Origin of the sequence: Streptomyces sp. NPDC058469, assembly GCF_042721125.1 — a bacterium.
Taxonomy (GTDB): domain Bacteria; phylum Actinomycetota; class Actinomycetes; order Streptomycetales; family Streptomycetaceae; genus Streptomyces.
The window spans coordinates 1-6463 of record NZ_JBHXME010000292.1 but is presented as its reverse complement, the minus strand read 5'-3'; the positions used below and the strand labels follow the sequence as shown (position 1 = coordinate 6463).

General features: G+C 71.4%; 5 protein-coding genes. All 5 read left to right on the top strand.

What is annotated here, in order from left to right; all coding sequences use genetic code 11:
• On the top strand, positions 1-2673 hold a 2673-nt coding region (gene infB / locus ACFWP5_RS51355), incomplete at its 5' end, for a translation initiation factor IF-2 (RefSeq protein ID WP_384174006.1).
• A 137-nt stretch (positions 2674-2810) separates the two neighbouring features.
• Positions 2811-3104 (top strand): DUF503 domain-containing protein, encoded by a 294-nt coding sequence (locus tag ACFWP5_RS51350; protein ID WP_384174003.1) that lies wholly within the window; start codon positions 2811-2813, stop codon positions 3102-3104.
• 38 nt (positions 3105-3142) lie between these two features.
• On the top strand, positions 3143-3592 hold the full coding sequence (gene rbfA, locus ACFWP5_RS51345) for a 30S ribosome-binding factor RbfA (protein WP_384174000.1): 450 nt from the start codon (positions 3143-3145) through the stop codon (positions 3590-3592).
• Positions 3589-4494 (top strand): tRNA pseudouridine(55) synthase TruB, encoded by a 906-nt coding sequence (truB, locus tag ACFWP5_RS51340; RefSeq protein WP_384173997.1) that lies wholly within the window; start codon positions 3589-3591, stop codon positions 4492-4494. The genes rbfA and truB overlap by 4 nt, the downstream gene beginning before the upstream one ends.
• Before the next feature lie 292 nt (positions 4495-4786).
• A partial coding sequence (locus tag ACFWP5_RS51335) for a trypsin-like peptidase domain-containing protein (protein WP_384173994.1) occupies positions 4787-6463 on the top strand: 1677 nt, incomplete at its 3' end.

Genomic DNA, 6463 nt, shown 5'->3' with positions numbered 1-6463 from the left:
ACGTCGATCGCGACGAGCAGGGCCCCGGCCGGTCCCGGCCAGGGCGGCCAGGGTCGTGGCGACCGTCCCGAGCGCGGTGACCGCGGCGACCGTCCCGGCGCGGCGCGTCCGGGTGGTCAGGGCGCGCGTCCCGGTGCTCGTCCGGCCGGTCCCCGTCCGGGCAACAACCCGTTCACCTCTGGTGGTTCCACCGGCATGGCGCGCCCCTCGGCGCCCCGTCCCGGCGGTGCCCCGCGTCCCGGCGGTCAGGAACGCCCCGGTGCTCCCGGTGGCGCTCCGCGTCCGCAGGGTGCCGGTCAGGGCGGCCCCCGTCCCCAGGGCGCTGCGGGCGGTGCCCGTCCCGGTGCTCCGGGCGGCTCGCGTCCGACCCCGGGCGGCATGCCCCGCCCGCAGGGCGGCGCTCCGCGTCCGGGCGGTGGCCCCGGTGGCAACCGTCCCAACCCCGGCATGATGCCGCAGCGTCCCGCTGCGGGTAGTCCCCGTCCCGGTGGCGGCCCCGGTGGCCGTGGTCCCGGTGGCGGCGGCGGTCGTCCCGGTGGTCCCGGTGGCGGTGGCGGCGGTCGTCCCGGTGGCGGCGGCGGCGGTTTCGCCGGGCGTCCCGGTGGCGGCGGTGGCGGTTTCGCCGGTCGTCCCGCGGGTCCCGGTGGCGGTGGCGGCGGTTTCGCCGGCCGTCCGGGTGCTCCCGCCGGTGGCGGTGGCCGTCCCGGCTTCGGTGGTCGTCCCGGTGGTCCCGGTGGCCGTGGTGGCACACAGGGCGCCTTCGGTCGTCCCGGTGGTCCCGCGCGTCGTGGTCGCAAGTCGAAGCGGCAGAGGCGCCAGGAGTACGAGGCCATGCAGGCCCCGTCGGTCGGCGGTGTGATGCTGCCTCGTGGCAACGGACAGTCCGTCCGTCTGTCGCGCGGTGCGTCCCTCACCGACTTCGCCGAGAAGATCAACGCCAACCCGGCGTCGCTCGTCGGCGTGATGATGAACCTCGGCGAGATGGTCACTGCCACGCAGTCCGTCTCCGACGAGACGCTGAAGCTCCTCGCGGACGAGATGAACTTCGTCCTCGAGATCGTCAGCCCCGAGGAGGAGGACCGCGAGCTGCTCGAGTCCTTCGACATCGAGTTCGGCGAGGACGAGGGTGGCGAGGAGTTCCTCGTCGCGCGTCCGCCGGTCGTGACCGTCATGGGTCACGTCGACCACGGTAAGACCCGCCTCCTCGACACCATCCGCAAGACGAACGTCGTCGCGGGCGAGGCCGGCGGTATCACGCAGCACATCGGTGCGTACCAGGTCGCGACCGAGGTCAACGGCGAAGAGCGTCGGATCACCTTCATCGACACCCCGGGCCACGAGGCGTTCACCGCCATGCGTGCCCGTGGTGCCAAGTCGACCGACATCGCGATCCTCGTGGTGGCGGCCAACGACGGTGTGATGCCCCAGACGATCGAAGCGTTGAACCACGCCAAGGCGGCCGACGTGCCGATCGTGGTCGCGGTCAACAAGATCGACGTCGAGGGCGCCGACCCGACCAAGGTGCGCGGTCAGCTCACCGAGTTCGGGCTGGTGGCCGAGGAGTACGGCGGCGACACGATGTTCGTCGACATCTCCGCCAAGCAGGGCCTCAACATCGAGAGCCTGCTGGAGGCCGTGGTCCTCACCGCGGACGCCTCGCTCGACCTGCGGGCCAACCCGGAGCAGGACGCGCAGGGCATCGCGATCGAGTCCCACCTCGACCGTGGCCGCGGCGCCGTCGCGACCGTCCTGGTCCAGCGAGGCACCCTGCGGGTCGGCGACACCATGGTGGTCGGCGACGCGTACGGCCGTGTCCGCGCGATGCTCGACGACAAGGGCGACAACGTGGAAGAGGCGGGTCCCTCGACCCCGGTCCTCGTCCTCGGTCTCACCAACGTCCCGGGCGCCGGCGACAACTTCCTGGTTGTCGACGAGGACCGCACGGCACGTCAGATCGCCGAGAAGCGGGCGGCGCGCGAGCGCAACGCCAACTTCGCGCGGCGTGGTGTCAGGTTCTCCCTGGAGAACCTGGACGAGGCCCTCAAGGCCGGTCTGGTGCAGGAGCTCAACCTCATCATCAAGGGCGACGCGTCCGGTTCGGTGGAGGCTCTCGAGTCCTCGCTGCTCCAGCTCGACGTCGGCGAAGAGGTCGACATCCGCGTCCTGCACCGCGGCGTGGGTGCGGTCACCGAGTCGGACATCGACCTGGCGACCGGCTCCGACGCGATCGTCATCGGCTTCAACGTCCGCGCTGCGGGCCGCGCGGCGCAGATGGCGGAGCGCGAGGGCGTCGACGTCCGGTACTACTCGGTGATCTACCAGGCCATCGAGGAGATCGAAGCAGCGCTCAAGGGCATGCTCAAGCCGGAGTACGAGGAGGTCGAGCTCGGCACGGCGGAGATCCGCGAGGTCTTCAAGTCGTCCAAGCTGGGCAACATCGCCGGTGTCCTGGTCCGCTCGGGAGAGGTCAAGCGCAACACCAAGGCGCGCCTCGTCCGAGACGGCAAGGTCATCGCGGAGAGCCTCAACATCTCCGGTCTGCGTCGCTTCAAGGACGACGTCACCGAGATCCGCGAAGGGTTCGAGGGCGGTATCAACCTCGGCAACTTCAACGACATCAAGGTCGACGACGTCATCGCGACGTACGAGATGCGCGAGAAGCCTCGCGGCTGATCGTCACAGCACGCGATCGGGGCCGGTCGGCGGGAGCAGAATTCCGTCGATCGGCCCCGGCCGTTGCGTGTACGGTTCCTGTATCGGCGTCCAAGACCGGCGCCCATACCCCGAACCGGCGGGACATCCGGACACACATGTATGTGGGGACTCTGTCCTTCGACCTGCTCCTCGGCGACGTCCACTCGCTGAAGGAGAAACGCTCTCTCGTCCGTCCGATCGTGGCCGAACTCCAGCGCAAGTACGCGGTGAGCGCGGCCGAGACGGGCAGTCAGGACCTCCATCGCAGGGCCGAGATCGGGCTCGCGGTGGTCTCCGGGGACACGGGACACCTCACCGACGTACTGGACCGCTGCGAGCGACTCGTCGCCGCGCGGCCCGAGGTGGAACTGCTCTCCGTTCGACGCGGACTCCACAGCGACGAAGACTGAAGCAAGCAGCACGACGTAGTTACTAAGGAGACGGACCAGTGGCCGACAACGCGCGTGCCAAGAGGCTGGCGGACCTCATCCGAGAGGTGGTGGCCAAGAAGCTGCAGCGCGGGATCAAGGATCCGCGGCTCGGCACGCACGTCACCATCACGGACACCCGGGTGACGGGTGATCTGCGGGAGGCGACCGTCTTCTACACGGTGTACGGGGACGACGAGGCGCGGGCCGAGGCGGCCGCCGGGCTGGAGAGCGCCAAGGGCGTGCTCCGTTCCGCGGTGGGCGCCGCGGCGGGCGTGAAGTTCACGCCGACCCTCACCTTCGTCGCGGACGCCCTGCCGGACACCGCCAAGACCATCGAGGACCTCCTCGACAAGGCACGGCAGTCCGACGAGAAGGTGCGCGAGGTCTCGGCCGGCGCCGCGTACGCGGGCGACGCGGACCCGTACAAGAAGCCGGACGAAGAGGACGAGGACGACACCACCGAATGACCGAGAAAACCCGGACGCCCGACGGCCTTGTCATCGTCGACAAGCCGTCGGGCTTCACCTCGCACGACGTGGTCGCCAAGATGCGCGGCATCGCCCGCACCCGCCGCGTCGGGCACGCGGGCACCCTCGACCCCATGGCGACGGGCGTGCTCGTCCTCGGCGTCGAGAAGGCGACCAAGCTCCTGGGGCACCTAGCCCTCACGGAGAAGGAGTACCTGGGCACGATCCGCCTGGGCCAGAGCACCCTGACCGACGACGCCGAGGGCGAGATCACGAGGTCGGCAGACGCCTCGAAGGTCACCCGGGACGCCGTCGACGCCGGGATCGCCAAGCTAAGCGGCGAGATCATGCAGGTCCCGTCCAAGGTCAGCGCCATCAAGATCGACGGCGTGCGCTCGTACAAACGGGCCCGCGACGGCGAGGACTTCGAGATCCCCGCCCGCCCCGTCACCATCTCCTCCTTCGCGGTCTACGACGTCCGGGACGCCGTCGCCGAGGACGGCACCCCCGTCCTGGACCTGGTGGTCTCGGTGGTCTGCTCGTCCGGCACCTACATCCGGGCCCTGGCCCGCGACTTGGGCGAGGACTTGGGCGTAGGGGGCCACCTGACCGCCCTCCGCCGCACCCGCGTAGGCCCGTACAAACTGGACACGGCGAAGACCCTCGACCAGCTCCAGGAGGAGCTGACCGTGATGCCGATCGCCGAAGCCGCCGAGGCCGCGTTCCCACGCTGGTCCGTCGACACCCGGCGGGCGAAGCTGCTGCTCAACGGCGTCCGCCTGGAGATCCCCGAGGAGTACACGGGCGTCGGCGCGGTCGGCGTCTTCGACCCCGAGGGCCGCTTCCTGGCGCTCGTGGAGGAACAGAAGGGCAAGGCCAAGAGCCTCGCCGTCTTCGCCTGAGGACACCCCTGAGGCACACCCCCGGGGGACACCTCGGGGGACGCCCTGGGGCCGAAGTCCCGCCCGTGGAGCGGCGGTCACGGGGTCTACGTTCCCGCCGCTCCACGGTCCCCCCTCGGTTCCCCCACCCCTAGGGTGTATCCAACCCTCCGCCTCTATTCACCCGTCCGGGCAGGCGCTCGGAGTGAACCGAGGGAGCGGAAGGGGGCGCGTTCACCACGCGATCTGTCCCGCTGATCACGCCACGCCTACCGTCGAACACAGGGCATGGGTACGGCGGGGAGGTTCGACCATGGCGGGACGTGGCCCGCGGACGGGCGGCGGCCGTCGATCACGGGAAGAGCGATCACGGGAAGAGCGATCAACGGAGGCCGACGCGCCCGCCGTTGACGACGCGACCCCGGTGCGCATCCGCGACCTGGACGACGCCTTGGTACGCATCCGCGACCTCGCCGGTCGCCCGCGCGGCACCGGCTTCGTCGCCGACCACCACGGCACGGTGATCACCAGCCACGAAGCGGTCGACGGACTGCCCCGCCTCGTCCTGCACGCCGCCGGCGACCGCACCTGCCTCGTGACCGCCGACGCGGTGACCCCGCTGCCCGCCCTCGACCTCGCCCTCGTCCGCACCGAGGGCCTCGGCGTCGACCCGCTCCCCGTCACGGTCCGGGACCGCGTCGAGACCGGCACATATGTCCGCGTCGCCGCGGGCCGCTGGCGCGAGGCCCGCCTCCTGGGCGCGACCTCCGTGACCTACACGGCCACCGACCGCTTCCATCTCCTCGACGACGCCCTGGAGTTGGCGATCGGCACGGCGGGACGGGACGCGTTGCGGTTGGGCGGGGGAGCGGCCGGGGGGCCGGTTCTCGACGCGGTGACCGGCGCGGTGATCGGTGTCCTCGGCACGGCGTTGCAATCGGGCCAACGGGATGCGGGGTTCGCGGTGCCGCTGCGGCAAGTGCGGAGCGGGGAGCGGCTGTTGGGTGGCGCTCAGGGGCCGTCGGCTGATCTCCGGGGCCCGTTGGGTGACCTCCTCGCACGGAATTCGGCGACCGTGCCCGCGTACGGCGCCGACCTCAACCTCGCGGGCGTGCTGGAGCTGACGGCCACCTCGGTGGGGTCGGACGGCCCGCCGGGGGCGCTCGCGGGGTTCGTCGGTCACGGCCGTGACGGCGACGGTTCGTTTGTGGTGGCGCCCGTCGAACGGCCGTCGCTGGTAAGGGAGTTCGCCGCGTTCGTCGAGAGTCCGGCCGCCGTGCTCGGGCTCGTCGGGGCACCGGGCAGCGGCCGTACGACGGAACTCGCGGCGCTCGCCGCGCGGCGCAACGGGGGTGCGGAACCGGCTCCCACACTGTGGTTGCGCGGCGCCGACCTGCGGGACGGTGACGCTTCGGTGGCTGACGCGGTACGTAGGACGGTGGAGCGGGCGGCACGGATCGTCGCCGCGTCCGTCTCGCTGCCGGGGGATTCCGGTGACCTCGGCGATATCGGGCCCGAGCGGCTGGCGCGGGTCGCCCGTGACGCCGGGCGGCCCTTGCTGTTGCTGCTCGACGGGCCTGAGGAGATGCCGCCTGTGCTTGCCCATCGGCTGGCCGAGTGGACCGAGGGGACGGGGGAGTGGTTGCGGGAGAGCGGGGCGCGGTTGGTGGTGGGGTGCCGGGCGGAGTACTGGGAAGGGGCGGGGGCGCGGTTTCCGGGGGAGTTGCTGTACGGCGGGCTTCCTTCCGGGGTGCCTGCGGCGGACGAGGCGGGGTGGGTCCCGTTTGGGGCGTCTGCGGCTGACGACGCGGGTTCGGTTCAGTTCGGCGTGCCTGCGGCTGACGAGGTTGGTCCGCTCCACTTCGGGGCGCCCGCACCTGACGACGCCGGTTCGGTTCAGTTCGGGTCGCCCGGACCTGTCGACGCAGGCCGGCATGACTCAGCCCGTCCGGCGTTTGAGGACGAGGCCGTTCAGGCCGAAGGGGGGTCT